We start from the raw sequence: 24915 nt of genomic DNA on the forward strand, positions 1-24915 counted from the left end.
GGGGGGGGGGGGGGGGGGGGGGGGGGGGGGGGGGGGGGGGGGGGGGGGGGGGGGGGGGGGGGGCGCCCCCCCCCCCCCCCACCGCTCCTCTGCTACTGCGCGACCGCCGGCTGGTCCGCCACCCACAGCCATGACCCGTCCGGCTGGCGACGGGCGATCTCGACCGTCACATCGCCGTTGGTCTGGACTGCCGTCGTCAACGCCAGGTCGCCGTTGACCAGTGCCGGGTGCTGCTTGCCCGGCGAGAGCACCGGCGCCGCCTCGACGAACCCCTCGAACACCTTGCGGATCTCCGCGTGCCCGGTCGCGATGCTGCCCGGCGGGAACGCCATCACGGCGTCCGGTTCGAACAGGGCCACCAATCCGTCGACATCGCCCGCGTTGGCGCGCTCGATGAAGTACCTGCCCAGGTCGTTCGGCTCAGTGGCCGCTTTCTTGTCTGTCATGTGGATCAGCCTCGCAAGGAATACCTGACAACCTGTGTCACGTATTCCTTTAGGGTTTTCGGATGCGCGCCGACCGATTGGTATCCCTGGTACTGCTGTTGCGGCAGCACGGCCGGCTCTCCGCCACCGCGTTGGCCCGTGAGCTGGAGGTGTCCACCCGGACCGTGCTGCGCGATATCGAGGCGCTGTCCGCCGCGGGGGTCCCGGTCTACGCCGAACGCGGCCGGCACGGCGGGTTCGCGCTGCTCCCCGGCTTCCAGACCGAGCTGACCGGGCTGAACCACGACGAGGCACTCGCCCTGCTGGTCGCCGGATCGCGGCGCGGCGCGCAGGTGTTCGGACTCGGCTCGGCGCTGGCCTCCGCCATGCGCAAGGTGGTCGACGCGCTGCCCGAGAGCTATCGGGCCACGGCGGCGGGTGCGGCGCGGCGACTGCTGATCGACCCGGGGACCGACCTCCTCGCACGTCCCCTGAGCACCGAGGACGAGGTGCCCGACACCATCGTCGCGGAGGTCCGGCGCGCGGTGTTCGCGGGACACAAGCTGCGGATCCTCTACGCGGCCGTGGACCGGGACCCGCAATGGCGCACGGTGGACCCGATCGGCCTGGTCACCGTGCGCGAACAGGGCTATTTGCTGGCGTCGCGGTCCGGCGCGGACCGCACCTACCGGCTGTCGCGCGTCCTGGCCGCCGAAGAACTCGCCGAACCGGCGGAGCGAACTGACCGGGTCGATCTGGACCGGGCCTGGCGGGAACGGAGTGCCCGGTTCCGGACCGGGGGCGATCAAGTCGCCGTGCTGGTACGGCTGGACCCGGCACGGCGGAAGGACCTGGTGGACACGGCGCTGGCCGTCCTCGCCGAGGAGACCGACGCGGACGGCCGGCTGCGTCTTGAAGTGACCTTCCAGGACGCGCGGCACGCGGAATGGGCGCTCTGGAGCCTGGGCGCGGACGCGGAGGCCCTGACCCCGGACTGGCTCCGCGCCACCTTGCGCGCCCGCGCGGTCGCGGTGGCCCGGACTTACGAAACCGCGCCGTACGAGTAGCTACGTCCCGCGTCCCGCGTGCCACATGCCGCGTGCCACATGCCGCGTCCCGCCGGAGGAGCTGGGCGCGCGTCAGGCGCGCAGGTGCGATGTGTCGTTCAGGAGACGGACCGAGGCATTGCCGTCGCCGTAGTAGGCCACCGCGGAGAAGGACGCCGCCGACAGTTCCATCCGGAACAGGGACTCCGGCGGGGCCCCGAGGGCGAGGCGGACCAGGGTCTTGATCGGGGTCACATGGGTGACCGCCAGGACCGTGCGGCCGGGCGAGCGGGCGATGAGCCGGTCGCGGGTCGCGGACACCCGGCGGGAGACCGTGGTGAAGCTCTCACCGCCGCCGGTCGGCGCGGCCTTGGCGGAGGCCAGCCACGCGGACAGGTCGTCCGGATACCGCTGCTGCACCTCGGCGAAGGTGAGGCCCTCCCAGGCGCCGAAGTCCGTCTCCCGCAGACCGTCCTCCACCCGGACGTCGAGACCGAGCCGGGCGGCCACGGCCTCCGCGGTCTGCAGGCAGCGCTTCAGGGGGGAGCTGACGATCTCCTGGACGGTGCCGCGGGCGGCCAGCGCCGCGGCCACGGCCTCCGCCTGACGCTCTCCGGCCGGGGACAGCTCGGGGTCGCCGCCGCCACTGCCCGAGAAACGCTTCTCGGGCGTGAGCGCCGTCTCGCCGTGGCGGAGCAGGACGAAGGTGGTGGGGGCGCCGAGATCGGCGGACGCGGCCCAGCCGACCGGCGCGGCCGCGGCCGCCGTGACGTCGGTCCCGTTCGCGGCCACGGCGGACGGCTCCGACTCCGGCCCCGGCTCAGGCCCCGGCTGCGGTTCCGACTGCGGCGCGTTGGTACGGAGCGCGGCGCGGGCCCTGGCGGCGCCCGCAGCGGCGTCGCCCACGGTCCGGGGCTCGGCCGTCGCGGAGGCCGCGGGCGCGGCGGGGCGCGAAGGCTCCCAGCGCTCGCCCCGCTTGCCCGCGTCCATCGCCTCGTTGGCGAGGCGGTCCGCGTGCTTGTTCTTCTCCCGGGGGATCCACTGGTACGTCACGGCGGACCTGGGGAAGATCTCCGCCGCCTCGGCCGCCAGGGGGCGCATATCGGGGTGCTTGATCTTCCAGCGGCCCGACATCTGCTCGACGACCAGCTTGGAGTCCATCCGGACCCGGACGGTCGCGTCGGGCGCGAGCGCGTAGGCGGCCCGCAGTCCGGCGATCAGGCCCCGGTACTCGGCGACATTGTTCGTGGCGACGCCGATGGACTCGGCCGCCTCGGCGAGGGTCTCGCCGGTGACGGCGTCGAGCACCACCGCGCCGTACCCCGCGGGGCCCGGGTTGCCCCGGGATCCGCCGTCCGCCTCGACGACGAACGTACGCATCAGAGCCCGGACTCGGCGGTACGGACGAGGATCCGGCTGCAGTTCTCGCAGCGGACCACGGTGTTCGGCGCGGCGGCGCGGACATCGTTCAGCTCGGTGATGTTCAGTTCGAGGCGGCAGCCCTCGCACCGGCGCTGGAAGAGCCGGGCGGCGCCCACCCCGCCCTGCTGGACGCGGAGCTTCTCGTACAGCTTCAGCAGATCGGCGGGGACGACGGCGGAGACGGTCTCGCGCTCCTTGGTGACGGTCGCCGTCTCGTCGTCCAGCTCCCGCAGGGCGGCGTCACGGCGGGCCGTGGCGTCGTCGACCTTGGCCTGGACGGACTCGACCCGGGACGTCAGCTCGGTGACCCGCTCCTGAACGGCCTCGCGGCGCTCCATGACATCGAGGACGACGTCCTCCAGATCGCCCTGGCGGCGGGCGAGGGAGGCGATCTCCTTCTGGAGGTTCTCCAGGTCCTTGGGGGACGTGATCGCACCCGAGTCCAGCCGCTGCTGGTCGCGGGCGGCGCGCTGGCGCACCTGGTCGACGTCCTGCTCCGACTTGGTCTGCTCGCGGGCGGTGTCGCTCTCCTCGGTCTGCGCGGCGACCAGCAGATCGCGGAGCTGGGTCAGGTCCTTGGTGAGCGATTCCAGCTCGGCGTGCTCGGGCAGCGACTTGCGCTTGTGGGCGAGCTGCGAGAGGCGTACGTCCAGGTTCTGGACGTCGAGAAGGCGGATCTGGTCGGCGGGCGCGGCGTTCAGTTGGGGGCTCCAGAGGAAGAGGTATGGGATGACCAGGGGTCGGTGACCGTGGTGGAGACATGGACCCGCAGGCCCCAGCCGTGCCGGTCGGAAATCGCGTCGAGCTGGGCGGCGGCCTGCTCGCACCAGGGCCACTCGGTGGCCCAGTGCGCGGCGTCGACCAGACCCAGCGGGGAGCGCTGGGTGGCCTCGGAGACGGGGTGGTGGCGCAGATCGGCGGTGAGGAAGGCGTCCACACCCGCGGCGCGCACCGCGTCGAAGAGGCTGTCGCCGGAGCCGCCGCTCACCGCGATCCTGCGCACCGGGGCGTCCGGGTCCCCCGCGAGGCGGATGCCCTGCGCGGTGGCCGGGAGGCGCTTCGCGGCCCGCTCGGCGAAGGCGCCGAGGGTCTCGGGGTGGTCGACCTCACAGATCCGGCCGAGGCCCCGGCGGCCCGAGGGGTCGGTGGGGTCCGGCACGAGGGGGCCGACGACCCGCAGGTCGAGGGCGCCCGCGAGGGCGTCGGAGACACCGGGGTCCGCGGTGTCGGCGTTGGTGTGCGCGACGTGGAGCGCAATGTCGTTCTTGATCAGGGTGTGGACGACGCGGCCCTTGAAGTGGCCCGCCGCGACCGTCGTCGTCCCTCGCAGATAGAGCGGGTGGTGGGTGACGACGAGACCGGCGCCGAGCGCCACCGCCTCGTCCGCGATCTGCTGGACGGGGTCGACGGCGAACAGCACCCGGTCGATCTCGGCGTCGGGGTCGCCGCAGACCGTCCCGACGGCGTCCCACTGCTCGGCCCGCTCGGGGGGCCACAGGGCGTCGAGGGCGGCGATGACTTCGGAGAGGCGGGGCACGGGACACAGGTTACCCGCGCCCCGTCACCCCTCGGCCTGCCCTGTCCACAACTCCGGTCCGATCATCACACCGGTCCGTACGGTCGCCCCGGCCCCCGGACCCGTCCGGGCCGGTGGGACGCCCCGTACAGGACACGCCCGGGGATCCAGCTGCTGAAACGTTTCCGCAGACGACGGTCCCTGACCGGTCCGGGTCCGGTCCGGGTCCGGCCCGACCCCGTTCACCCGGTCCCGTCAACACATCCCGCCCCTCCCCCACCGTCGAATCGCCCGATCGTCGCCCATATGTGTGAAGTGGCCGGTCCCGCGTTGTTCGGCAGGAAGTACGAATCTAGCTTCGTGGCCGGAGGTGACGGACCGATGACAGCCTGTGCCGTCGACACGACCGAGACACTCATCATCACGCCCCGGGGCGCGGCCGCCCGGCGGGGCGGTGGAAAGACCGCCGGTACGCCGGTGTCCGCGCGGCTCGCGCTCTCCGCCGACGGCGCCTACGCGGCCCGCCTCGCGGGCCGGGACGACGCGCTGTTCCCGGAGCGGTGGACCCTCGGCGGACCCGAGCCGTACGCCGTACCACTGCCCGCGCACCAGCCGGAGGAGCGCGACTCGGAGGTACTGCCGCTGGCCGACGGGCGGGTGCTGATCCACCGCCGGGTAGCCGGGCGGCGGCTGTTCTCCCTCCTCTACCCCACGGGTCCCGACACCGGTGAGCTGCCCCTCGGCGGGGTGGAGCCACCGCCGGGCGCGGAAGGGGAGGCCCGGCTGCTCCCGCCGGCCCCCTGCGGGACCCGCGCCCATGTCCTTGTACCCGGCGGCCCCGGCGGTCCCGGCCTCGTCTCCACCTCGGTCTGGCTCGTGGCCGGCGGCACCTTCGGCCCCGAGCTCGTCGCCGAGGTGCCGGGCCGCTGTACCGGCGGTGCCTGGCTCGACCGTACGGGGCGGCTGCTCGCCCTCGACCAGCGGCGGCACGAGGACGGCCCGGTGAAGGCGGTCGTCGTCGATCTGGAACGCGGCGGCGAGGTCTCCCCGCTGCTCCAGATCGCCCCCGACAGCGACGACCGGCTGCTGCTGGCCGAGCCCGACAGCGGGCTGCTCGTGGTGCGGTCGAACGCGCCGGGCGACGACCGGATCGGCTGGGGCGTCCTCGGGAGCGAGCGGCCGGTGCGCTTCCCCGACGCCCTGCGTCCGCCGGGCGCGGTGGTGACGCCGTTCGCCGCGCAGCCGGGGCAGATGCTGCGGCCCGAGGGCTGTGCGGTGGCGTTCACCGTCACGACGGGGACGGCCCGCCGTCTCGGGGTGTGGCGGCCGGAGGGGCGGCGGCTGCACCAACGCGCCGCCCCGGCGGGCTGGTTCCCGGGAGCGGGCCGCTGGGACGAGCGGGGCATCCTGCGGCTGCCCTTCGCGACGGCGGCGGTGCCGTGCGGTACGGCCCTGCTGACGCCCCCGCCGGAGCCCGGGCATGCGGCGTCTCCGGCGGAGCGCAGCCATGTGACGCCTCCGCCGCAGCCCGGCCGCATGACGCCTCCGCCGGAGCCTGGCCACATGCCGCCCCCGCCGGAACGCTGCCATGCCATGCCTCCGCCGGAGCACGGTCACGAGGCGGTCGGCCCCCCGAAGGTCGCCCCCGGCACCCTTCGGGAAGCCCCGGAGGAGGCGGCCCCCGTGACCCCGGCGCCGGGGTCGGAGCTGTCCTCCGGTGCGTCACTTCCCGTCTCACTTCCCGCCTCGTTTCGCCCTGTTCCGTTGCAGCAGGCACCGCTGAAGGCTCAGGAGCGGGCTGGCTAAACTCTCCGACCTGCGCGTAGTTCAGCTGATCGACGGTGACCGCCGGTGCTGGCGTCCCGCGATGGACTGCGGTGGAGAGTGACGATCCAGCAACCACGACGGGGAAGTTCCACCATGTCTGAAGTCCGTACCGACACACCCCCGGCCCATTCCCAGGACCGGGTGCCGCAGGGCGAGGCCCCGGACTCGGAGGGCCACGGCAAGCACCGGGGCCCGGCCGCGCCGGACGACGCGACGACCGAGCCGCACGGCAAGCACCGTAAGCCCGGGGCGCGGTAGCCGCGACATATGGTCAGGGCCCGCCCGAAACATCTGCGACCGGCTCTGACGCGGGACCCGCACGGCACGGGACATGCACGGAACATACGCGGGATGTACGGGGGCGGCGTCCGGGAGCCACCCCCGTACCCCGCCTCGTTACTCGTGTCTCGTATCCCTTGTCTCAGCCCTTCCTCAGACCGAGGACCTCGGTCGCCGCGAACGACTCGTCCGCCGGGCGGCCCGCGAAGTACGGGGTCAGCAGCCCGTCCAGTTCGTCGTGGCCGAAGCACTCCTTCCCGGTGTCGAACCGGGCGGCCACCCGGGGCCGTTCGAGTACGGCGACCAGACCTCCGTGGACCACGAAGACCTGGCCGCTGACCCCTGCGGCCGCGGGCGCGGCGAGATAGCCGACCAGCGGGGACACATGCTCGGGCGACAGCGGGTCCAGCGCGCCGTCCTCGGGCTCCTGGAACCCGGCGAAGACGTCTTCCGTCATCCGGGTCCTGGCCCGCGGGCAGATCGCGTTGGCGGTGACCCCGTACTTGGCCAGGGCCGCGGCCGTCGATGTCGTCAGACCGACGATCCCGCCCTTGGCCGCCGCGTAGTTGGGCTGTCCGGCCGAGCCCGCGAGGAACGCCTCGGACGAGGTGGTGACGATCCGCCCGTAGACCGGGCCGCCGGCCGCCTTGGCGCGCTCCCGCCAGTGAGCGGCGGCGAAGCGGATGGTGTTGAAATGGCCCTTGAGGTGGACCCGGATGACCGAGTCCCATTCGTCCTCGGCCATCGAGAAGACCATCCGGTCCCGCAGGATGCCCGCGTTGTTGACGAGGACGTCGAGTTTTCCGTACCGCTCGACGGCGAGGGCGACCAGCTCACGGGCCTGCTCGAAGTCGGCGACGTCCCCGTGGTGGGCGACGGCGTCGCCGCCCGCGGTACGGATCTCCTCGGCGACCTCCTCGGCGGGGGTCGCCGACGAGCCCCCGGAGCCGTCCCGGCCGGGCTGCCCGTAGTCGTTGACGACGACGCCCGCCCCGAGCCGGGCCAGTTCGAGCGCCTCGGCCCGGCCGAGTCCGCGGCCCGCGCCCGTGACGATCGCGGACAGTCCGTCCAGTGGCAGTGACATCTGCGGAGGTTCCCCTTCCGTGTCCGTGTCCGTGTCCGTGTATGTGTACGCGTCCGTGTACGTGCGTGAAGGTCGTACGCGTCCCGGCGCTCAGACCTCGACGCAGACGCGGAGCCCCTCGCCCGTGCGCATCAGGTCCAGGGCGTCGTTGATCCCGGCCAGCGGGAGCCGATGGGTGATCAGCCCCTCCAGGTCGATCCGGCCGGCGCGCCAGAGCGCGATGGTCCGCTCGTAGGAGGTCCGGGTGTCCCCGCCGCCGTACATCGACGGCAGGATCCGCTTCTCGTCGAAGAACAGCTCGAACATGTTGAGCTGGAGCATGTCGTCCATGGCGCCCGCGCCGACGACGCAAAGGGTGCCGCCGCGCCGGGTGGTCTCATAGGCCGTCCGGGCGGTCGCCGACTTGCCGACGACCTCGAAGACGTAGTCGAAGCCCTCGCCGCCGGTGAGCCGCTGTCTGGCGTCGGCGAGCCCTTCCGGGGCCATCGCCTCGGTGGCGCCGAGCCGCAGCGCGGCCTCGCGGCGGGCCTCGATCGGGTCGACGGCCACGATCTGCGCCGCGCCCCGGAGCCGGGCACCCTGGATGGCCGAGATCCCGACCCCGCCGCAGCCGATGACGGCGACCGAGGAACCGGCCGCGACATCGGCGGTGTTGACGGCCGCGCCGATCCCGGTGGTCACCCCGCAGCCGATGAGGGCGGCGATCTCGTACGGGACGTCGTCCGGTATCGGGACGGCGGCTCCGGCGTCGACGACGACCTCCTCGACGAAGGTCCCCGTACCGGCGAAGCCGAAGACGTCACCGGCGGGCCGCCGGAAGTTGGGGGTGCCCGCGTTCATGAAGCCCGCCAGACAGAGATGCGTCTGGCCCCGGAGGCAGGACGGGCAGCCCCCGCAGGCCGGGAGCCAGCTGATCAGCACCCGGTCGCCGGGCTTCACCCGGGTCACCCCGTCGCCCACGTCGATCACATCGCCCGCCGCCTCGTGGCCGGGGACGAAGGGCACCGGCTGCGGCAGTACCCCGGTCATCGCGGAGAGGTCGGAGTGGCACAGTCCGGTGGTCCGGATCCGGATCCTGACCTTGCCGGGGCCGAAGCCCACGGCCTCCACGTCGTCGAGGACTTCGAGCTTCTCCTGCCCGGTCTCGTGCAGTACGGCTGCGCGCACGGCGCGGCTCCTCTCGGCTGGGGACGGGGTGCACTGGCTTCTACGGGACGGGTACGGGTACGGCGGCGGGGCGGGGCGGGGGTACGGGGACGGGGTAAGGGGGCGGCGGGTGCGGGTCAGGAGTGCTCGACGACCGTGTCCGTGAGGACGGGCGCGTCGTCGCGCTCGACGGCGCCGACCGCGATCCGGACCCGGCCGTCGTCCGCCCACATCCGGACGCGGAGCGTCTCACCGGGGAAGACCACTCCGGCGAAGCGCGTGGTGTACGAGCGGACCCGGGCGACCTCGCCGCCGAGAAGGGTGTCGACGACGGCTTTGAGGGTCATGCCGTAGGTGCAGAGGCCGTGCAGTACGGGCCGGTCGAAACCGGCGAGCGCGGCGAATTCGGGGTCGGCGTGGAGCGGATTGAGATCGCCCGACAGCCGGTAGAGCAGGGCCTGGTCCTCACGGATCCGCTTCTCGACCGTCTTGTCGGGCTCGCGGTCCGGGAGGCCGGTCCGGATGGAAGGGCCGCGCTCGCCGCCGAAGCCGCCCTCGCCCCGGACGAAGATCTGCGCCTCGTTCGTCCACAGCGGCCCTTCGGCGTCGGACGCCTCGGTCCGCAGGACGAGGACGGCGGCCTTGCCCTTGTCGTGGACGGCGGCGACCCGGCTGGTCGAGACGGCGGTACCGACGAGCGGGACGGGCCGGTGCACCCGGACGGTCTGGCCGCCGTGGAGCACGGTGGTCAGATCGATGTCGAGACCGGGGCCCGAGAGTCCGCCCGCGATGCCCTTCCCGCCGCCGGCGACCGTGGCGAAGCTCGGCAGGACATGGAGCCGGGATTCGAGGGTGTAGCGGAGCTCGGCGGGGTCGGTTGCGGGCGTTCCGGCGCCGAGTCCGAGGTGGTAGAGCTGGATGTCCCGGTGGTCCCAGCTGATGTCGGAGCTGCGGGGTTCGGCGGCGAGGGCCCGGGCGGGATCGATGGGCATGAGGCTGCTGCTCCCTTGCTGGAAGACCTCGGCGCGACCGTCCGCACCGTCGGCCGCGCCGAGGTCGTACGGGTCCGGACCGGCACCCTTCTAGAACGCGTTCCAGGTCCGGATGGGGCATGTATAACGCAGCCACCAGCGCATGGGAATACCACTGACACCCCATCAGACAAAAAACTGATGAAGCGTCAGATCGAGTCCGGAAGTCGGCACCGTGTCGCGCGGAGGGCGGGGCACCCAAGGACATACTCTGCCGATATGGAGGAAATGCCCCAGGACTATCGCCCGGCCGTGTCCGTACGGATCCTGCTCGCCGGGGACCGGGGGACGACCAGTGGCGCGCTGGCGCTGCTGCTCGGGTTGGAGCCCGACTTCGCCGTGGTCGCCGAGGTGGAGGGGGGTGAGGAGGCGGCGGTCGCGGCCCGGGACCGGCGGCCCGACGTGGCGCTGCTGGAGGCCGTACTGCCCGACGGCGAGGACGCCCTCGACACCACGGTCCGGCTGCTCGCCGAGGTGCCCGAGTGCCGGGTCCTGATCCTGGCCGGATCGGCCAGGCCCGGCTATCCGGAACGGGCCCGGGAGGCGGGCGCGGCGGGCCTGCTCGTCAAGGACGGCCCACTGGACGACCTGGTGCAGGCCGTCCGCCGGGCCCTGACCGGGGAGATGGTGATCGACCCGGCCCTCGCACCGGACACCACCGGCACCACCGGCGTCACCGGAGTCACCGGAGTCACGACGGACGGCTGAGCCCCGGCCCCGGCTCCGTACCGGCGTCCCGACCGGCGCGCCCGCGCGCTCACCCCTCCCGGTTTCCGCGCGGCAGCCCGATCAGCACGACGACGGCGGCGGCCAGCAGCACCCCGGAGCCGCAGCGGAACGCCAGGGCGTACCCCTCGGTGTACGCCTCCGGGGACGTACCCCCGTCGGTACGGCCCGCGGCGACGGTGGTGAGGACCGCCAGGCCGAGCGCGCCGCCCATCGTGCGGGAGGTGTTGATCAGCCCGGAGGCGATCCCGGCGTCCTCCACCGCGACTCCCGCGGTGGCCAGGTACGACAGCGGGGTCTGCGCGAGGCCGACGCCCAGCATCATCAGCACGCCCGGGGCGAGGATCATGGTGAGGTAGTCGCCCTCCACGGTCATCGTCGACTGCCAGGCGAAACCGGCCGAGGCCACCAGGACTCCGGTCACGGCGACGGTCCGCGCGCCCAGCCGGGCCATCAGCGACGGCGCCAGCTTGGAGCCGACGACGACGCTGATGGAGCTGGGTATCAGCGCGATCCCGGCCTCCAGCGGGGCGTATCCGAGCACGTTCTGCACATAGAGCGTCAGGAACAGCCAGGAGGAGAAGGAGGCCGACCCGATCATCAGCTTCGTCGCGTTGGCGGTGCTCAGGGTCCGCGAGCGGAAGAGCTTCAGCGGCATCAGGGGGGCCGCCGATCGCGCCTCCACCACGACGAACAGCCCGAGCAGCAGCACCCCGAAAACCATGGGCAGCAGCGCCGACGGGGCGGTCCAGCCGGCCGTCTCGGTCTCCACGATGCCGTACGCCAGGGCGACGAGACCGGCGGTCACCAGCACGGCACCCGGCAGATCGAGCCGCCGGGCCCGGTCGCCGCGACGCCCCTCGGCCAGCCAGAACGCCGACATCGCCAGCACCAGCACACCGACGGGCACATTGATCAGCAGCACCCAGCGCCAGGACAGCAGCTCGGTCAGCGCCCCGCCGACCAGACCGCCCGCGGCGCCGCCCGCCGCGCCGACCGCGGCCCAGGTGGCTATCGCCCGGGTCCTGGCCGGGCCGACCGGGACGGCGGCCGTGATGATGGTCAGCGTCGCCGGGGCGAGGACGGCCGCGCCGAGACCCTGGCCCGCCCGCGCGGCGAGCAGCTGCCAGCCCTCCTGGGCGAGACCGCCCGCCAGGGACGCGGCCGTGAAGAGCCCGAGCCCCACGAGGAACATCCGCTTCCGGCCGAAGAGGTCGGCCGCGCGGCCGCCGAGGAGCATGAATCCGGCGAAGGCGATGGTGTACGCGTTGAGCACCCACTGGAGGCCGGCCGTGGACAGCCCGAGGTCGGCGCGCATGGACGGCAGGGCCACATTGACCACGGAGACGTCGAGCACGACGAGGAACTGACCGGCGCAGGCGGCGGCCAGCACCAGCCAGGTGCGCCCGGGCCGCTCGGACCCGCCTTCCCCCGCCGGGGAAGGCACCGCCGGGGAGGGCACGGCCGGAGGCGGGACGGCGGCGGAGGTCGCGGCGGCGGCCAGGGCTCCGGACGGGTCGGCGGCGGGGGAATCGGTCGGGGTACAGGACCATCGGGGGGACTCGGACATGTCCGCCATGGTCGCAGTGACCGCCGTCTCGCGCATCGCCCTGTGGACAACACCACCGCCTGGGCTGTACGCCCGCCTCTGAACGCACCGGGGCCGACGCCGGTGTCGGTACCGACGCCGGCACCGTCACCGGCCCGACGCCGTCACGTCACCGTCACCGTCACCGTCACCGGCCCGACGCCGTCACGTCACCGTCACCGTCGCGGGCCCGACGCCAGCACGTCACCGGCCCGGTAACCCGTCTATGTTTTCCGCAGCAGGGTGACCACCGCGGCCCCGCCGAGACCGATGTTGTGCGCGAGCCCCACCCGGGCGCCTGCGACCTGCCGCCCGCCCGCCTCGCCCCGCAGCTGCCACACCAGCTCCGCGGTCTGGGCGAGCCCGGTCGCCCCCAGCGGATGCCCCTTGGAGATCAGCCCGCCGGAGGGGTTGACCACCCACCGGCCGCCGTAGGTCGTGGCCTCGTCCTCGACCAGCTTCCCGGACTCGCCTTCGGCACACATGCCCAGCGCCTCGTACGTCAGCAGCTCGTTGACCGAGAAGCAGTCGTGCAGCTCGATCACGTCGACGTCCTCGACGCCGAGCCCCGACTCCTCGTACGCCCGCAGCGCCGCCGCCCGGGACATCGGTTTGCCGACGACGTCGATACAGGAGCCGGTGGCGAAGGAGTCCTCGGTGTCGGTCGCCATCGCCTGCCCGGCGATCTCCACCGCCCGTGCCGCCATCGCCGCTCGCGCCGCCCGGTCCGCGCCCCGCTCCCTCAGGAACCGCTCCGACACCACCACGGCCGCCGCCGCGCCGTCCGAGGTCGGGGAGCACTGGAGCTTGGTGAGCGGCCGGTGGATCGTCCGGGAGGCGAGGATCTCCTCGACCGTGTAGACGTCGCGGAACTGGGCGAGCGGATTGTGCGCCGAATGCCGGTGGTTCTTGGCCGCGACGGCGGCGAGCTGCGCCTCCGTGGTGCCGTACCGTTCCATGTGCTCACGGGCCGCGTTGCCGAAGATCTGCGCGGTCGGCGGGGATGCCTCGAAGCCGTGCGCGGCGGCCATCACCCCGTAGTGCCGGGCCACGGGCGACGCGGCGAAGTCACCCCCGGCGTCCGCCCCGCCGCCGAGCGGGCCCTTCCGCATCTGCTCGAAACCGAGAGCGAGTACGCAGTCGGCCGCCCCGCCCGCCACGAGCTGCCGGGCCAGGGACAGGGCGCTCGCCCCGGTGGCGCAGTTGTTGTTGACGTTGTAGACGGGGATCCCGGTCAGTCCCAGGGCGTAGACGGCGCGCTGCCCGGCCGTGGAGGGCTGGAAGCAGTAGCCGACAACACTCTGGTCGACGTCCCCGTAGGCGAGTCCGGCGTCGTCGAGCGCCCGGGTGCCCGCGTCCCGGGCCAGGTCCCAGTACTTCCGATCCCCCGACTCCGGTTTCGCGAACGGCGTCATACCGACACCGACGACATAGCTCTTCGCACCGCCCATGATCCCTGTCCTCCGCTTCCGTAGAGCCCCTAGAGCCCGTAAAGCTCATAGAGCCCATAGAGCCCGTAGAGCCCTTCCAGTCGGTTGCCCCGTCAGTCGCGCGGCAGGCCGAGAATCCGCTCGGCCACGACATTGAGCTGGATCTGTGTCGTCCCCCCGGCGATGGTCAGACAGCGGGACATCAGCAGCCCGCGTACGGCTCCCTCCCCCGCGCCCTCGCACACCGCGCCCGCCGGGCCGAGGAGTTCGAGCCCCAGTTCGGCGGTCCGCTGCTGGTACCGGGTCTGGACGAGTTTCCTCACGGAGGCCCCCGGTCCCGGTTCGAGCCCCGAGACCTGCCGCAGCGTCGTCCGCAGTCCGATACAGCCGAGGGCGTGCGCCTCTGCGGCGAGGGCGCCGATCCGGGCGCGCCGGGCGCCGTCGAGTCCGGGGGCGGCGGCCAGCAGCGCTTCGAGACCGCTGTCGAAGGGCATCTGGTCGGCCATGTGGACGCGTTCGTTGCCGAGCGTGTTCCTGGCCACCCGCCAGCCGTCGCCGACCTCCCCCACCACGGCGTCCGCCGGCAGGAGCGTGCCGTCGAACCAGACCTCGTTGAAGACGGCGTCACCGGTGATCTCCCGCAGGGGGCGGATGGTGACGCCGTCGCAGGTGCGCAGATCGACGACGAAGTAGGTCAGCCCGCGGTGCCGGGGCGCGTCCGGGTCCGTACGGGCCAGCAGGATGCCGTAGTCGGCCTTGTGGGCGGCGCTGGTCCACACCTTCTGGCCGGTGATCCGCCAGCCGCCGTCGTCGGTGCGTTCGGCCCGGGTGCGCAGGGCGGCCAGATCGGATCCGGCGCCGGGTTCGGAGAAGAGCTGGCACCACCGCAACTCCCCGGCGAGGGTGCGGGGGACGAGGCGTTCGCGCTGCTCCGGGGTGCCGTAGGCGATCAGGGACGGGACGACCCAGGCGGCGATGGAGAGCCCGCTGAGCCGTACCCCGGCGTCGGCAAGTTCATGCTGGACGGCGAGTTGTTCCACGGGCCCGGCGCCGAGTCCGTAGGGCGGGGGCAGATGGGGGGCGGCGAGCCCGGTGGGGGCGAGGGCGCGGCGGGCGGCGGCCGGGGCGAGATCCCGGGCCGCGGCGACGGTCTCCCGGATCCGCCGGCGGTGTTCCGCCGCCTCGGGCGGGAGTTCGGTCCGCAGTTCGCGCCGCGCCCCGGCGGCGGCGAGCCGGACGGCGCGCAGCCGGTGGTCGTCGCCCGCGCCGATGAGCTGGCGGGCGACGACGGCCCTGCGCAGCCGGAGATGGGCGTCGTGTTCCCAGGTGAAGCCGGTACCGCCGAGGATCTGGATACAGTCCTTGGCGTTGTCGTAGGCGGCGTCGACGGCGGTGGCGGCGGCGAGCGCGGCGGTCAGGGCGCGGCCGGGGTGCGGCTCGCCCGCCACCGGCGACGCGGGTGGTTCCGTATCGGCCGCGCGGGCCGCGTCCCAGGTCAGGGCCCGGGCCTGTTCAAGGCGTATGAGCATCTCGGCGCAGAGGTGTTTGACGGCCTGGAATCGGCCGATGGGGCTGCCGAACTGTTGGCGGACCTTGGCGTGTTCGACGGCGGTCGTCAGCGCGGCGGCGGCGATACCGCACGCCTCGGCCGCGAGCAGGACCCGGCCGAGATCGCCGACGAGCCCGGGATCGAGGCCGGGCTCCTTGGTTGTTTCATGGGTGCCGGGGGCCGCGGTGAGGAGGGTGAGGACCCGGGCGGCCGGGACGTGGACGGCGTGGGCGGTCACCTCGGCGGTGGGACGTACGGGGTCGGCGGCGCGGTGGGCCCGTACCGTGAACGCCTCCGCGTCGGCGGCCACCCAGACCGTGCCGTCGGCGGTCCCGGCGGCCAGCAGCAGCAGATCGGCTGCGGCGCCCGCGAGGACGGGCGGGGCGGTGCCGTCGAGTACGACTCCGCCGTCGGGGTCGCGGACGGCGGTGAGGCCGCCGGGTCCGAAAGCGGTGGCGGCGACCCTTCGGCCGCCCGCGAGTTCGGCCGCCAGGGCGTGCCGTCCCGTCCGGCGCAGCACCTCGGCGACGAGCGTGTGTCCGGGGTACGGCCCCGGCAGCAGCGCCGCCCCTGCCTCCTCCAGCACCACGGCGAGATCGAGGAGCGTACCGCCGCCTCCGCCGCACTCCTCGGGGAGATGCACGCCGAGGAGTCCCTGCGCGGCAGCGCCGTCCCAGTGCGCGGGCCGCCCCGCCGGGGCGTCCCGGGCGTCCCGGGCGTCCCGGGCGTCAGGGCCGCCGGTCGGCGGGTCGGGGAGTGGAGGGTCGAGGAGTTTGCGGATCTCCTCGGTCGGCACGGCGCGCGCGAGCCAGCCGCGTACGGACGCGGCCAGTTCCTGGTGTTCGTGCGTGATTCCGATGCCCATGGGCCGCAGAGTAGAACACGTTCCAATCTGACGGTAGGTCAGATGCGAATCGAATACCACGGCCTCCACCCCCGGACCGGTCCGGGTCGGCGGGGCCCGCCACGGGAACCGGCTGTCCCCCCTCGCGGGCGGCCTGGTCCCGTGGTGCACCATGGGCGACCGGGCCCTACCGGCCCGAACAGCCGTCCCCGGACCCCAGACCCCGGACCCCGGGCCCCGGACCCCGGGCCCCGGACCCGCACCCGGGGCCCCCGTACGACCGGCCGCCGTATCCGCATCCGTATCCGCATCCGTATCCATGCCCGTATCCGCGCCACCGAAGGAATCCGCCATGAGCCACACCCACTCGCCCGCGCCGGAGGTCCTCGCCGCGTTCTCGGCGGCCAAGGGATTCATGCCGCCCGGCGAGGGGCTCGCGCTGTACGCGGCGGCGGTGGAGGCGGCCGGATCGGGACTGCCGCTGCTGGAGGTGGGGACGTACTGCGGCCGGTCCACGATCCTGCTGGCCGCCGCGGCGCGGGACGCCGGGACGGTGGCCGTCACCGTCGACCACCACCGGGGCAGTGAGGAGCAGCAGCCGGGCTGGGAGTACCACGACCCGTCGGTGGTCGACCCCGAGGTCGGCCGGATGGACACCCTGCCGGCGTTCCGCCGCACCCTGCTGCGGGCCGGCCTGGAGGACCACGTGATCGCGATCGTCGGCCGGTCGCCGCAGGTCGCGCGGGTCTGGGCGGCTCCGGTCGGCCTGGTCTTCATCGACGGCGGCCATACCGACGAACACGCCGGCGGGGACTACGAGGGCTGGGCGCCCCGGCTCGCCGACGGCGGACTGCTGGTCATCCACGACGTCTTCCCCGACCCGGCGGACGGCGGACAGGCGCCGTACCGCGTCTACCGGCGGGCCCTCGCGTCGGGCGCCTTCGCCGAGGTCTCCGCGACCGACTCGCTCCGTGTCCTGCGGCGGATCGCCCCGGGAATCTGACCTGCCGGGGCTACGCTCGCAGTCGTGTCGCACAACCAGCACCAGCAGTCCCAGGCGTACGCCCCCGGCAACGGCCCGCGCGCCCCGTACGACGCGGCGCGTACCGCCCCCGTAGGCCGTGGCGGGCGGCGGCGGCGATCCCTCGCCGTCACGGCGCTGGTCACCGCCGCCCTCTCCGGACTGCTGTCCTGCCAGTCCGGCGGGGGCTCGGCCGAAGACGACCGCCCCCACGCGCCCCGGCCCACGACCCCGGCGGGTGCCGAGGCGAGCACCCCGGCCGGGAACGAGGCCGAAGGACGGCTGGCCGGAAAGGTCGTGGTGATCGACCCGGGCCACAACCCCGGCAACTTCCGGCACACCACCGAGATCAACCGGCTCGTCGACATCGGGACGAACCGCAAGGAATGCGATACGACGGGTACCGAGACCGACGACGGCTACACCGAAGCCGCGTTCACCCGTGATGTGACGCAACGGCTGCGCGCCCTGCTGGAGAAGGAGGGCGCGCGGATCGTCCTCACCCATGAGGAGGGGGCGCGGGAGTTCGGTCCCTGTATCGACGAGCGGGCCCGGATCGGCAACGAGGCGAAGGCCGACGCCGTCGTCTCCGTCCACGCGGACGGCTCGGCGAAGGGGCACCGCGGCTTCCATGTGATCCTGCCCGGGAAGGTCGCGTCCGGCGCCGCCGACACCGGTCCGATCGTCGCCCCGTCCCGGACCCTCGGCGAGCGGATCGCCGACGCCTTCGCCGCGGCCACCGGCGCCCGGCGCGCCAACTACCTCGGCGACGGTACGGGACTCCATGTCCGGACCGACCTCGGCGGACTCAATCTCTCCACCGTCCCCAAGGTCTTCATCGAGTGCGGAAACATGGCGGATCCCGAGGACGCGAAGCTGCTCGCCGACGCGGAGTGGCGGCAGAAGGCCGCCCGGGGGCTCGCGGCCGGACTCGGAGACTTCCTGCTGCCCCCGGCCTGACACACCACCGGCCCGCGAGTCTCCACCGGCCCGGCGCGCCACCGGCCCACGGGTGTCCACCGGACGGCGGACCGCGGATGGCGGGCGGCGCACGGCGAACGGCGGACACCGGGGTTCCTGAGGGCTCATCCGCGCGTTCGGCGCGCAAGTCGTACCCGTCGTCTCCATGGGCGTCCACATCTCCGACACCCCAGATCCCGATCCGGTTCCGATCGGGTTTCCATCCGGCCCCTTCCCGTACCACCGCCCCCACGAGTCCGTATACCGGGCAGACGCCGGGAAGCGCCAGACGATAGATTCTTCCGGGTGACGGGGGGAGTCACCCCCGGCACCTCGCGCCGAACGCCCCGATGCGACAACGACCCGAGACGACCGACGAAGGACTCATACGTGAACATCCGCTCCCTCACACGAGGCGATGGCGTGGTGATCGGAGCAGCGGTACTGCTGTTCATCGCCTCGTTCCTCGACACGTTCGACTGCTCGGGAAGCAGCTGTGACGACATCCCGAACGCCTGGGACAACGGGGCCCTGCTGCTGGGCGTCTATCTCGCCGGTGTCATCGGCGCCGCGCTGATCGCGCTCTCGCACCTGCTGCCCCGGGCGCCGAAGGTCATCGGTATCGACCTGGGTCATATCGGTGTGCTGCTCGCGGTCTTCGCGGCCTGGACGGCCCTGGGCGCGATCTTCGATCCGCCGGGCTCCTTCGACATGGGCGACTTCAGCCTCGACGCGGGCACCGGGCTGATCCTCGGCTTCATCGCCACGCTGCTGCTGGCGGCGGGCGCGGTCTGCGGTCAGCTCGTCCCCGCCTTCAAGGCCCCGCTGGTCGGCGCGCCCTCCCCGGCCGCGGCCCCGCATCCGTCCCCGTACGGCGGCCAGCCGCAGGGCGGCTACGGCTACCCGGGCACCCAGCAGCCGTCCTTCGGCGGCCAGCCCGGACAGCCGCAGCCGTTCGGCGGCCAGCCGGCCGGCCCGGGCGCCACTCCGCCCCCGGCCAAGGGCCCGGCCCCGAGCGGGGCGCCCGAGTTCGCGCCGTTCTGGTTCGCGGTCCCGGTGGCCCGGCCCCTGTACCCCGAGGACGGCTCGCCGACCCCGATCGCGGAGCTGGCTCCGGGCACCTGGTACCTCGCCGTCGACCAGCGCGGCCAGGCCCTGATCGCCCAGACCCAGGACGGCCGGCGCGGCGTCCTCCAGGACACCACCGGCATCCAGCGCGGCTGATCGCGCCCCCTTCCAGTCGGCCCCTCGCCCTTCCGGGCGGGGGGCCGCTGCCGTACCCTGACGCCCCGTCATATCCCTGCGACGGGAGGCATCGCGTGCGACTCGGACTCGCTCTCGGCTACTGGGGTCGAGGCCCCGACCCGGACCGGCTCGAACTCGCCGTCGAGGCCGAGCGGCTGGGCTACGACTCCGTGTGGACCTCGGAGGCATGGGGCTCGGACGCCTTCACCCCGCTGACGTACGTCGCCGCCCGCACCACCCGGATCAGGCTCGGTACGGCCGTGGTCCAGATGGCGGCCCGCACCCCGACGGCGACCGCGATGCACGCCCTCACCCTCGACCATCTCTCGGGCGGCCGGATGCTGCTGGGCCTCGGACTCTCCGGGCCGCAGGTGGTGGAGGGCTGGTACGGCCGCCCGTTCCCGGCCAGTCCGCTGACCGCGACCCGGGAGTACGTCGACGTCATCCGGCAAGTGCTGCGACGCGAGGGGCCCGTGGTGTCCGAGGGGCGCTACCATCCGCATCCGTACACCGGCCCGGACGGCACCGGCCTCGGCCGCCCGCTGAAGTCCATCACCCATCCGCTCCGGCCCGGTCTGCCGATACTCCTCGGCGCGGAGGGCCCGAAGAACATCGCCCAGACCGCCCGGATCGCCGACGGCTGGCTGCCGTTGTACTGGTCACCGCACCGGCCCGAGGTGTACGAGGCGTCCCTCGCCCCGCTCGCCGAACGCACCGAACGCGCCGACCACACAGACGGGGCGGGCGGAGCCGACCGAGGCGACCGGGCCGACGACTTCATGATCGCCCCCTTGGTCCGGGCCCGGGTCTGCGACGATGTCGCGGAGGGGCTGCTTCCGGTGAAGGCGATGCTCGGCTTCTACATCGGCGGCATGGGGCACGCCACCCGTAACTTCCACGCCGATCTGATGGCGAGGATGGGGTACGAGGCCGAGGCCCGCCGGGTGCAGGGGCTCTTCGCCGAGGGCCGCCGGGAGGAGGCCGTCCTCGCGATCCCCGACGCCTTCGCCGACGAGATCTCCCTCGTCGGCCCGCGCGCCAGGATCGCCGACCGGCTGACCGCCTGGCGCGCCACCCGGGCGACCGACCTGCTGGTCACCTCCCCCGATCAGGCGACCCTGCGCACCCTGGCGGAGTTGGTGCTCTAGACACTCTCGTCCTCCAGGTGCCGGCGTCCTTCAGATACTCGCGGAGGCGTCCGCGCAGCAGTCCGGCGGCAGGCCCTGCGGCAGGTCCGTGCCGCCGAAGACCGCCCGGGTCGGGGCGTCGCCGACGAGGGCCGCGACCGCGAGGAGCAGGGAGCCCGCGGTCCACGTCGTCCGCTCCTCCGGCCAGAACGCCTCGTCGTCGAAGACGTACCCCGTCCAGTAGAGCCCGTCCCCGGCCCGCAGATGGGCGATGGAGCGCAGCACGGTACGCGCCAGGTCCGGTTCCCCGGCCGCCCACAGGGCCAGGGCCAGTTCGCAGCTCTCGCCGCCGGTGACCCACGGGTTCGGCAGTACGCACCGGACGCCGAGCCCGGGGACCACGAAGTCGTCCCACCGCGCGGCGATCCTGGCCCGCGCGTCGGCGCCGGTGACCGCGCCGCCCAGGACGGGGTAGTACCAGTCCATCGAGTAGCGCGCCTTGTCCAGGAAACGCTCGGGGTGGCTGCGTATCGCATGGGCGAGCGCGCCCGTCGCCAGCTCCCAGTCCGGCTGCGGCTCGCCGCGTTCCTCGGCGACGGCCAGGGCGCAGCGCAGGGCGTGGTGGACGGAGGAGCAGCCGGTCAGCAGGGCGTCCGGGACCGGGGTGCCGTCGGGCTCCCGCTTCCAGCCGATCTGGCCGCCGGGCTGTCGCAGCCCCAGGACGAAGTCCATGGCGGCCCGGACCACGGGCCACATCCGGTCGAGGAACGCGGTGTCGCCGGTGGCGAGGTAGTGGTGCCAGGCGCCGACGGCGACATAGGCGGTGAAGTTGGTCTCGCGGCCCCGGTCGGTGGGCCGGGCGGCGTCCCCGTCGTGGTAGGCCGCGTACCAGGAACCGTCGTCGTTCTGGTGGGCGCGCAGCCAGTCGTACGCCCGCTCGGCGGCGTCGTGCTCCCCCGCCGCGTCCAGCGCCATCGCCGCCTCGGTGTGGTCCCACGGGTCGAGATGGTGGCCCCGGAACCAGGGGATCGCGCCGTCCTCGCGCTGTTCGGCGCGGATCGCGGCGACGGTCTCGGCGGCCTGGGCGGCGGTCAGGACACCGGGCAGGACGAGCCGTCCGGTCCGGGGGACGCGGGGCGTCGTCACGCCTGCGCCCGGGGCAGCTGGGGCTTGGTCGCGTACACCACGAAGCTCTTGCCGATCAGCGGATTGAGCGCCTGCTCGGCGAGCCGGGTGGCCAGCGGCTTCTTCATGATGTCCCAGACGAGGAGCTTGTGGTACGCCTTCACCGGCGGCGCCTGGTCGTTGTCGACGCCGAACGCGCACTTCAGCCACCAGTAGGGGCTGTGCAGGGCGTGCGCGTGGTGGGTGCCGTACGGAACGAGTCCGGCCTCCTCGATGCGCGCGAGCAGTTCGTCGGCCTTGTAGATCCGGATATGGCCGCCCTCGACCTCGTGGTAGGCGTCGCTCAGGGCCCAGCAGACCTTCTCGGGGCCGTAGCGGGGGACGGTGACGGCGATCCGGCCGCCGGGCCGCAGGACCCGGACCATCTCGGCGAGTACGCCCTTGTCGTCGTGGATGTGCTCCATCACCTCGGAGATGATCACGACGTCGAACGACGCGTCGGGGAACGGCAGGTTGAGCGCGTCGCCCTCCATCGCGGTGGCGGTGGCGCCCTCGGGGGCCTCGCCCGCCTCCTTCATCGCCGCGAACCACTTGGCGACCTCCCGGATCTCCTCCGGGTTGCGGTCGAGCGCCACGACCCGGGCACCGCGCCGGTAGCACTCGAAGGCGTGGCGGCCCGCGCCGCAGCCGAGGTCGAGGACGCGGTCGCCCGCGGCGAGCGGAAAACGGGAGAAGTCGACGGTCAGCACGCGTTCCTGCCTTCACGGTCGGCACGGGAGGGTACGGGACGGGTTCCCGTACGGACGGCGGTGGCGGCACCGGCGGGACGGACACCGTCGCGGACGGCGCTGCCGGCAACGGCGGTCGTACGGGTACAGGTACGAGTACGGGTACAGGTACGAGTACGGCGGCGGCGCGTCACCGAGTGGCCGCCCCGGTCCGGCGCCCGGTCGTCCCGGCGGCGGCCCGGTCGACCGCGGCCCGGTACAGCTCCGCCGTGCCCTCCGCGGCCCGGGCCCAGGTGAATCGTTCCAGCACCCGGGCGCGCCCGGCCTCGCCCAGCCGGGCGCGGAGTTCGGCGTCGCCCAGCAGCCGGCCCAGGGCCGTCGCGAGCGCGTCCGCGTCACCGGGCGGTACCGCCAGGCAGGTCTCGCCGTCGGCCCCCGCCACCTCGGGAATCGCCCCGCCGGTGGTGGCGACGAGCGGTGTCCCGGTGGCCATGGCCTCGGCCGCGGGCAGGGAGAAGCCCTCGTACAGCGACGGCACACAGGCGATCTGCGCCCCGCGGACCAGATCGACCAGCTCTGCGTCCGAGACGCCCTTGACGAACTCGACCGCGCCGCCGAGTCCGTACCGCTCGATCGCCCGGGCGACCGGACCGCCCTCGGCGCGCTTGCCGACGACGACGAGGTGCGCGCCGGGGTGTCCGGTCCGCAGCTTGGCCAGCGCCTCCACCAGATGCACCAGCCCCTTGAGGGGGACATCGGCGCTGGAGGTGGTGACGATACGTCCCGGTACCTCGGGGACGGCGGGGTCGGGGGCGAACAGCCCGGTGTCGGCGCCGATATGGACCACATGGATCCGGTCGCGGCGGACGCCCAGGTGCTCCTCGATCTCGCGCCGGGACGAGCCGGAGACGGTCAGCACGGACGGCAGCCGCCGCGCGACCCGCTTCTGCATCCGGGTGAAGCCGTACCAGCGGCGGACGGAGGCCCGCCGCTGCCAGGACTCGGCGGCGTCGAGATCGAGCCGCCGGTCGACATGGATGGGGTGGTGGACGGTGGTGACCAGGGGCGCGCCGAGATCGCCGAGGAGTCCGTAGCCGAGGGTCTGGTTGTCGTGGACGACGTCGAACCGGCCGCGCCTGGCCCGCAGATGGCGGCGGGCGCGGAGGGAGAAGGTGAGCGGCTCCGGGAATCCGCCGGTCCACATGGTGCCGACTTCGAGGGCGTCCACCCAGTCCCGGTACTCGCCCCGTCCCGGCGTACGGAACGGGTCCGGGCTGCGGTAGAGGTCGAGGCTCGGGAGTTCGGTGAGCCGCACACCCTCGTCGAGTACGGGGAAGGGCTGGGCGCCGATGACCTCGACGTCGTGGCCGAGGCGGGCCAGTTCACGGGAGAGGTGGCGGACGTAGACGCCCTGGCCTCCGCAGAAAGGATTCCCCTTGTAGGTGAGAAGGGCGATCCGGAGCGGTCGTCCGCCGTCCGCGGCCGGCTGCCCCGCGGGGGCGGGCGCGGTGTCGGAGGTACCCGCGGTGTCGGAAGTGGGCGCGGTGTCGGGGGTGCGCGCGGGGCCGTCCTCCGGGTCACGAGGGCCGGCTTCGATGGCCTCAGCGGTCACTCACGGCCCCCTGTTCTCCCCTACGTTTCGGCGGAGCGTAACCGCTCGCGCTAATCTAGAACAAGTTTCAGACCTGCCCGCTCAAGGAGCACTGAATCTACCCGCAGGTAGCTCCGCTGTGGCGGCCGGATCAGGTGATTCACGCCACGAAGGAACCGGGTTCGCGGGGATCCGCGAGAGCATCGGCGGAATCCGCCGGAAGAGCCACCGGGCCGTGGCGGGGACGATGCCGACAACGGGGAACGGGGTAAGCGGACGATGACAGCCGAAGCCCGGCAGGCCCGGCGACAGCCGGAACCGGCCATGGGAAAGAGACCCGACCGCACCTCGGGGCCGACCCCGGGGGCCGCACGCTCCGGGCCCCGGCCGGGACCCGTTCCCGGCTCCCCGCCCCTGACGGAGCGCCAGGAGGCCCGCCGGCGGCGGATCCTGCACGCCAGCGCCCAGCTCGCGGGCCGGGGCGGCTTCGACGCGGTCCAGATGCGGGAGGTCGCCGAGGCGGCCGGGGTCGCGCTCGGCACCCTGTACCGCTACTTCCCGTCGAAGATCCACCTCCTGGTCGCCACCATGCAGGACCAGCTCCAGCACCTCCATACGACCCTGCGGAAGCGGCCCCCGGGCGGGGCGACCCCCGCCGAGCGGGTGGCCGAGACGCTGATGCGGGCCTTCCGGGCGCTTCAGCGCGAACCCCAGCTGGCCGACGCCATGGTGCGGGCGCTGACCTTCGCCGACCGGAGCGTGAGCCCCGAGGTGGACACCGTCTCGCGGCAGACGACGGCGATCGTGCTGGACGCCATGGGCCTCGACGATCCGACGCCCGAGCAGTTGTCGGCGGTCCGGGTGATCGAGCACACCTGGCACTCGGCGCTGATCACCTGGTTGTCGGGGCGGGCCTCGATCGCCCAGGTGAAGATCGATATCGAGACGGTGTGCCGGCTGATCGACCTGACCGGTCCCGAGGCTCCGGAGGTGACCGGCCGCCGCCGGTGAATCCGGCGGCCGGTCGTCCGGGCGGGGGGGGCCGGGGGCCGGGGGGCCCCCCCCCCCCGGGGGCCCGCCCCCGGGCCGCGGCCCGGGTGGCCCTGGGGCGATTTTCTGCGTTTTTCGGGGGGGTCGCCCTTTTTGGGGGGGGGGGGGGGTTTGGGGGGGGGGGGGGGGGGGTTTGGGGGGGGGCTGCCGGGTAC

The 24915-nt window shown here is 73.6% G+C and carries 22 protein-coding genes; 9 read left to right on the forward strand and 13 right to left on the reverse strand.

Features of this window, described 5'->3' with window-relative positions; genetic code table 11:
* Positions 1–92 precede the first annotated feature (92 nt).
* A complete protein-coding gene (locus tag ACFXG1_RS29125) occupies positions 93–446 on the reverse strand; it encodes a YybH family protein (protein ID WP_384718709.1) in 354 nt (117 codons plus the stop codon).
* Between the two features lie 62 nt (positions 447–508).
* Between ACFXG1_RS29125 and ACFXG1_RS29130 the strand changes: the two genes are divergently transcribed.
* Positions 509–1492: a helix-turn-helix transcriptional regulator gene (locus ACFXG1_RS29130; RefSeq protein ID WP_384718707.1), complete on the forward strand. Its 984-nt coding sequence runs from the start codon at positions 509–511 to the stop codon at positions 1490–1492.
* 72 nt (positions 1493–1564) lie between these two features.
* Here ACFXG1_RS29130 and ACFXG1_RS29135 read toward each other — a convergent pair whose 3' ends face one another.
* The 3 genes from ACFXG1_RS29135 to ACFXG1_RS29145 are packed head-to-tail and all read right to left on the reverse strand — an operon-like array spanning position 1565 to position 4430.
* Complete coding sequence (locus ACFXG1_RS29135; RefSeq protein WP_384745250.1) at positions 1565–2851, reverse strand: bifunctional RNase H/acid phosphatase; 1287 nt, start codon at positions 2849–2851, stop codon at positions 1565–1567.
* Positions 2851–3594, reverse strand: a complete 744-nt coding sequence (locus tag ACFXG1_RS29140) for a zinc ribbon domain-containing protein (RefSeq protein ID WP_384718711.1) — start codon at positions 3592–3594, stop codon at positions 2851–2853. The genes ACFXG1_RS29135 and ACFXG1_RS29140 overlap by 1 nt, the downstream gene beginning before the upstream one ends.
* On the reverse strand, positions 3591–4430 hold the full coding sequence (locus ACFXG1_RS29145) for a Nif3-like dinuclear metal center hexameric protein (RefSeq protein WP_384718705.1): 840 nt from the start codon (positions 4428–4430) through the stop codon (positions 3591–3593). Before ACFXG1_RS29145 ends, ACFXG1_RS29140 begins: the two co-directional genes overlap by 4 nt.
* Positions 4431–4790: 360 nt before the next feature.
* Here ACFXG1_RS29145 and ACFXG1_RS29150 point away from each other — a divergent pair, with 360 nt between their 5' ends.
* Both ACFXG1_RS29150 and ACFXG1_RS29155 read left to right on the forward strand, forming a co-directional pair.
* Positions 4791–6215, forward strand: a complete 1425-nt coding sequence (locus tag ACFXG1_RS29150) for a hypothetical protein (protein ID WP_384745252.1) — start codon at positions 4791–4793, stop codon at positions 6213–6215.
* Positions 6216–6329: 114 nt separating this feature from the next.
* The gene (locus ACFXG1_RS29155) at positions 6330–6494 is read left to right on the forward strand and encodes a hypothetical protein (protein WP_384714346.1); all 165 of its coding nucleotides are present in this window, start codon (positions 6330–6332) and stop codon (positions 6492–6494) included.
* A gap of 163 nt (positions 6495–6657) precedes the next feature.
* Here ACFXG1_RS29155 and ACFXG1_RS29160 read toward each other — a convergent pair whose 3' ends face one another.
* The 3 genes from ACFXG1_RS29160 to ACFXG1_RS29170 form a co-directional block, all read right to left on the reverse strand.
* Positions 6658–7599, reverse strand: coding sequence for a 3-oxoacyl-ACP reductase (locus ACFXG1_RS29160; protein ID WP_384714349.1), 942 nt, complete (start codon positions 7597–7599; stop codon positions 6658–6660).
* Positions 7600–7689: 90 nt separating this feature from the next.
* Complete coding sequence (locus ACFXG1_RS29165) at positions 7690–8766, reverse strand: Zn-dependent alcohol dehydrogenase (RefSeq protein ID WP_384714352.1); 1077 nt, start codon at positions 8764–8766, stop codon at positions 7690–7692.
* A gap of 116 nt (positions 8767–8882) precedes the next feature.
* On the reverse strand, positions 8883–9737 hold the full coding sequence (locus ACFXG1_RS29170) for a MaoC/PaaZ C-terminal domain-containing protein (protein ID WP_384714355.1): 855 nt from the start codon (positions 9735–9737) through the stop codon (positions 8883–8885).
* 258 nt (positions 9738–9995) lie between these two features.
* Between ACFXG1_RS29170 and ACFXG1_RS29175 the strand changes: the two genes are divergently transcribed.
* Positions 9996–10484, forward strand: coding sequence for a response regulator (locus tag ACFXG1_RS29175; protein WP_384714358.1), 489 nt, complete (start codon positions 9996–9998; stop codon positions 10482–10484).
* Positions 10485–10533: 49 nt separating this feature from the next.
* Here ACFXG1_RS29175 and ACFXG1_RS29180 read toward each other — a convergent pair whose 3' ends face one another.
* The 3 genes from ACFXG1_RS29180 to ACFXG1_RS29190 form a co-directional block, all read right to left on the reverse strand.
* A complete protein-coding gene (locus ACFXG1_RS29180) occupies positions 10534–12072 on the reverse strand; it encodes an MFS transporter (RefSeq protein ID WP_384714361.1) in 1539 nt (512 codons plus the stop codon).
* Between the two features lie 242 nt (positions 12073–12314).
* On the reverse strand, positions 12315–13541 hold the full coding sequence (locus tag ACFXG1_RS29185) for a beta-ketoacyl synthase N-terminal-like domain-containing protein (protein ID WP_384714364.1): 1227 nt from the start codon (positions 13539–13541) through the stop codon (positions 12315–12317).
* A 92-nt stretch (positions 13542–13633) separates the two neighbouring features.
* Positions 13634–15934, reverse strand: a complete 2301-nt coding sequence (locus ACFXG1_RS29190) for an acyl-CoA dehydrogenase family protein (RefSeq protein ID WP_384745256.1) — start codon at positions 15932–15934, stop codon at positions 13634–13636.
* Between the two features lie 331 nt (positions 15935–16265).
* Between ACFXG1_RS29190 and ACFXG1_RS29195 the strand changes: the two genes are divergently transcribed.
* The 4 genes from ACFXG1_RS29195 to ACFXG1_RS29210 all read left to right on the forward strand — a co-directional run bounded on the left by ACFXG1_RS29195 (position 16266) and on the right by ACFXG1_RS29210 (position 20287).
* Positions 16266–16916 (forward strand): class I SAM-dependent methyltransferase, encoded by a 651-nt coding sequence (locus tag ACFXG1_RS29195; protein WP_384709137.1) that lies wholly within the window; start codon positions 16266–16268, stop codon positions 16914–16916.
* Between the two features lie 24 nt (positions 16917–16940).
* Positions 16941–17894, forward strand: a complete 954-nt coding sequence (locus ACFXG1_RS29200; RefSeq protein WP_384709135.1) for an N-acetylmuramoyl-L-alanine amidase — start codon at positions 16941–16943, stop codon at positions 17892–17894.
* 390 nt (positions 17895–18284) lie between these two features.
* Entirely contained in the window at positions 18285–19118 is an 834-nt protein-coding gene (locus ACFXG1_RS29205) for a DUF5336 domain-containing protein (RefSeq protein ID WP_384709132.1), read from the forward strand.
* A 95-nt stretch (positions 19119–19213) separates the two neighbouring features.
* On the forward strand, positions 19214–20287 hold the full coding sequence (locus tag ACFXG1_RS29210) for an LLM class F420-dependent oxidoreductase (RefSeq protein ID WP_384715138.1): 1074 nt from the start codon (positions 19214–19216) through the stop codon (positions 20285–20287).
* Between the two features lie 30 nt (positions 20288–20317).
* Here ACFXG1_RS29210 and ACFXG1_RS29215 read toward each other — a convergent pair whose 3' ends face one another.
* The 3 genes from ACFXG1_RS29215 to ACFXG1_RS29225 all read right to left on the reverse strand — a co-directional run bounded on the left by ACFXG1_RS29215 (position 20318) and on the right by ACFXG1_RS29225 (position 23731).
* Entirely contained in the window at positions 20318–21412 is a 1095-nt protein-coding gene (locus tag ACFXG1_RS29215; RefSeq protein WP_384715141.1) for a prenyltransferase, read from the reverse strand.
* Complete coding sequence (locus tag ACFXG1_RS29220; protein WP_384715144.1) at positions 21409–22140, reverse strand: class I SAM-dependent methyltransferase; 732 nt, start codon at positions 22138–22140, stop codon at positions 21409–21411. Before ACFXG1_RS29220 ends, ACFXG1_RS29215 begins: the two co-directional genes overlap by 4 nt.
* 169 nt (positions 22141–22309) lie before the next feature.
* Positions 22310–23731, reverse strand: coding sequence for a glycosyltransferase family 4 protein (locus tag ACFXG1_RS29225; RefSeq protein ID WP_384715147.1), 1422 nt, complete (start codon positions 23729–23731; stop codon positions 22310–22312).
* Between the two features lie 303 nt (positions 23732–24034).
* Here ACFXG1_RS29225 and ACFXG1_RS29230 point away from each other — a divergent pair, with 303 nt between their 5' ends.
* Positions 24035–24721 (forward strand): TetR family transcriptional regulator, encoded by a 687-nt coding sequence (locus tag ACFXG1_RS29230; protein WP_384745260.1) that lies wholly within the window; start codon positions 24035–24037, stop codon positions 24719–24721.
* The last annotated feature ends 194 nt before the right edge of the window (positions 24722–24915 follow it).

Source organism: Streptomyces sp. NPDC059248 (assembly GCF_042753905.1).
In the GTDB taxonomy this organism is placed as follows: domain Bacteria; phylum Actinomycetota; class Actinomycetes; order Streptomycetales; family Streptomycetaceae; genus Streptomyces.

What these genes read in the sequence shown, in the direction of transcription:
- ACFXG1_RS29135 (WP_384745250.1), bottom strand. Translation starts at nt 2,851, where the DNA reads ATGCGTACGTTCGTCGTCGAGGCGGACGGCGGATCCCGGGGCAACCCG.
- ACFXG1_RS29185 (WP_384714364.1), bottom strand. Translation starts at nt 13,541, where the DNA reads ATGGGCGGTGCGAAGAGCTATGTCGTCGGTGTCGGTATGACGCCGTTC.
- ACFXG1_RS29230 (WP_384745260.1), top strand. Translation starts at nt 24,035, where the DNA reads ATGGGAAAGAGACCCGACCGCACCTCGGGGCCGACCCCGGGGGCCGCA.
- ACFXG1_RS29125 (WP_384718709.1), bottom strand. Translation starts at nt 446, where the DNA reads ATGACAGACAAGAAAGCGGCCACTGAGCCGAACGACCTGGGCAGGTAC.
- ACFXG1_RS29170 (WP_384714355.1), bottom strand. Translation starts at nt 9,737, where the DNA reads ATGCCCATCGATCCCGCCCGGGCCCTCGCCGCCGAACCCCGCAGCTCC.
- ACFXG1_RS29195 (WP_384709137.1), top strand. Translation starts at nt 16,266, where the DNA reads ATGAGCCACACCCACTCGCCCGCGCCGGAGGTCCTCGCCGCGTTCTCG.
- ACFXG1_RS29155 (WP_384714346.1), top strand. Translation starts at nt 6,330, where the DNA reads ATGTCTGAAGTCCGTACCGACACACCCCCGGCCCATTCCCAGGACCGG.
- ACFXG1_RS29175 (WP_384714358.1), top strand. Translation starts at nt 9,996, where the DNA reads ATGGAGGAAATGCCCCAGGACTATCGCCCGGCCGTGTCCGTACGGATC.
- ACFXG1_RS29160 (WP_384714349.1), bottom strand. Translation starts at nt 7,599, where the DNA reads ATGTCACTGCCACTGGACGGACTGTCCGCGATCGTCACGGGCGCGGGC.
- ACFXG1_RS29150 (WP_384745252.1), top strand. Translation starts at nt 4,791, where the DNA reads ATGACAGCCTGTGCCGTCGACACGACCGAGACACTCATCATCACGCCC.
- ACFXG1_RS29190 (WP_384745256.1), bottom strand. Translation starts at nt 15,934, where the DNA reads ATGGGCATCGGAATCACGCACGAACACCAGGAACTGGCCGCGTCCGTA.
- ACFXG1_RS29180 (WP_384714361.1), bottom strand. Translation starts at nt 12,072, where the DNA reads ATGTCCGAGTCCCCCCGATGGTCCTGTACCCCGACCGATTCCCCCGCC.
- ACFXG1_RS29130 (WP_384718707.1), top strand. Translation starts at nt 509, where the DNA reads ATGCGCGCCGACCGATTGGTATCCCTGGTACTGCTGTTGCGGCAGCAC.